This window comes from Mesorhizobium sp. P3_A9 (genome assembly GCF_056402975.1).
The window spans coordinates 1-2,132 of the sequence record NZ_JBFUGJ010000596.1 but is presented as its reverse complement, the minus strand read 5'-3'; the positions used below and the strand labels follow the sequence as shown (position 1 = coordinate 2,132).

The window sequence follows — 2,132 nt, the reverse complement described above, 5'->3', positions numbered from 1 at the left end:
GACATCGCCACCACCATGCACCCCTACACCAACCTGCGTCAGCACGAACAAACCGGGCCGCTGATCATCAGCCGCGGCGACGGCATCCGTGTGTATGACGAACGTGGCAAGGAATATATCGAAGGGCTCGCCGGGCTGTGGTCGGTGGGCGTCGGCTTTTCGGAAAAGCGGTTGGCCGACGCTGCCTATCAGCAAATGCTGAAGCTGCCCTACTACCACACCTTCTCCTCCAAGGCGCATGAGCCGTCCATCCGGCTCGCGGAGAAGCTGGTGGAGATGACGCCGCAAAACCTGACGCGTGTGTTCTTCACGTCGTCGGGTTCGGAGGCCAACGACACCATCGTCAAGATGATGTGGTTCATGAACAATGCGCTGGGCCGGCCCAAGAAGAAGAAATTCCTGGCACGGACCAAGGGCTATCACGGCATCACCGTCGCCTCCGGCAGCCTGACGGGCCTGCCGATCAACCATCGCGACTTCGACCTGCCGGCGATTCCCGTTCGCCACCTGACCTGCCCGCACTTCTATCGTTTCGGCATGGAAGGAGAAGACGAAGCGGCCTTCACGGCGCGTTTGCTTGCCGAGCTGGAAGCGGTGATTGCGGAAGAAGGGGCTGATACGATCGCAGCCTTCATAGGAGAACCGCTTATGGCAGCTGGCGGCGTTCTGCCACCGCCGGTCGGCTACTGGGAAGGCGTGGAGAAAATCTGCCGGGCAAATGATATCATTTTGATAGCAGATGAAGTGATCTGCGGTTTTGGCCGTCTTGGAACGCCCTTCGGCGCTCAGAAATACGGCTTCACGCCTGATATCATGACGGTCTCCAAGCAAATCACGTCGTCTTACATGCCGCTTGCCGCCGTCATTTTCTCCGATGCGATCTATCATGCGATTGCCGACAACACCGCCACGATCGGCAATTTCGGCCACGGCTTCACGGCGTCGGGTCATCCGGTCGCGACGGCCGTTGCGCTGGAGAATCTCGCCATCATCGAGGAACGCGATTTGATGGGCAATGCGGCCCGGATGGAAGCGGCCTTCCAGGCGGGTATTCGCTCGTTTGCCGATCATCCCCTTGTCGGGGAGGCTCGCGGCACCGGCCTGATCGGGGCGGTCGAGCTGGTTGCCGACAAGGCGACCAAGCGGCCTTTTGCAAAAGTAGGCCGCGCGGGCGCGATAGCGTCGGTCATCGGTCACGAAGAAGGTCTCATCTTCCGCAATATCGGCGACCAGCTTGCGCTTTGCCCGCCGATGATCGTGACGGCAGAGGACATTGCGGAAATCATGACCCGCATGTCGAGATCGCTGGACCGGCTAACCGGTGCTGTCGCGAAGGAGGGGCTGGAATGACCGGCGAACATGCTAACCAAACCGGCATGACCGGCGGCGATCTTCCGGCTCAGCGGTCCGCGCTTCTTGGCCAGTTCATGGCGGCGTGGAACGCCCACGACCTCGACGGCTTGATGGCCTGCATGGCGCAGGATTGCGCCTTCCATGGCTCGGCTGGACCCGAACCGAGCGGTCGCCGTCACATTGGACGGGAAGCCGTGCGCGCTGCCTATGCCGCTATCTTTTCAACCTTTCCGGATGCTGCCTGGTCGAATGGCAGCCATGTGGTCAGCGGAGATACCGGACTGTCTTCCTGGCGCTTCACGGGAACAAGTGCGGCGGGAGACAAGATAGAGGTCGACGGCTGCGACATTTTCGTTTTTTCAGGCGCGCGGATTGCGCTCAAGGATTCCTATCGCAAGGCCCGGACGTAAAAGGTCATCGGCTGATAAATCGAACCCGGCCCGCATCATGCTGGCCGGGTTTTTTTGCTTTGCCGGATGGGAAGAACGGCCGGACCGAGCCGGCCGCCACCACTACTTCAAGAGCGCGTCAAGCGGGATCGGTTCGGAGATCGTCCAGCTGTCGACGATCGATGGCTTGCCTTTCTCGGTGTCGGCGATCAGGTATTTGGTCTGGTTCTGGTGGTGCAGTTCGGAGGTGAAGGTGCGGGGACCAAAGAGGGTCGGCTCGTTCTTCATTTTTTCGAGTTCCGCGACAACGGCATCGGCGTCGATGCTCTTGGCGCGTTCAACGGCCTTTGCCCAGACGTCGATCATGACATAGCCTGGATAGACATACAT

At 60.2% G+C, this 2,132-nt stretch carries 3 protein-coding genes; 2 read left to right on the top strand and 1 reads right to left on the bottom strand.

Annotated elements, in window-relative coordinates:
• Positions 1–1,350: aspartate aminotransferase family protein (locus tag AC1DX0_RS35020; RefSeq protein WP_477358990.1), on the top strand; the 1,350-nt coding region annotated here is incomplete at its 5' end.
• Positions 1,347–1,763 (top strand): nuclear transport factor 2 family protein, encoded by a 417-nt coding sequence (locus AC1DX0_RS35015; RefSeq protein WP_477224163.1) that lies wholly within the window; start codon positions 1,347–1,349, stop codon positions 1,761–1,763. The genes AC1DX0_RS35020 and AC1DX0_RS35015, both read left to right, overlap by 4 nt.
• Before the next feature lie 102 nt (positions 1,764–1,865).
• On the opposite strand, the gene AC1DX0_RS35010 is transcribed toward AC1DX0_RS35015, so the two are convergent.
• On the bottom strand, positions 1,866–2,132 hold a 267-nt coding region (locus tag AC1DX0_RS35010; protein WP_477358987.1), incomplete at its 5' end, for an ABC transporter substrate-binding protein.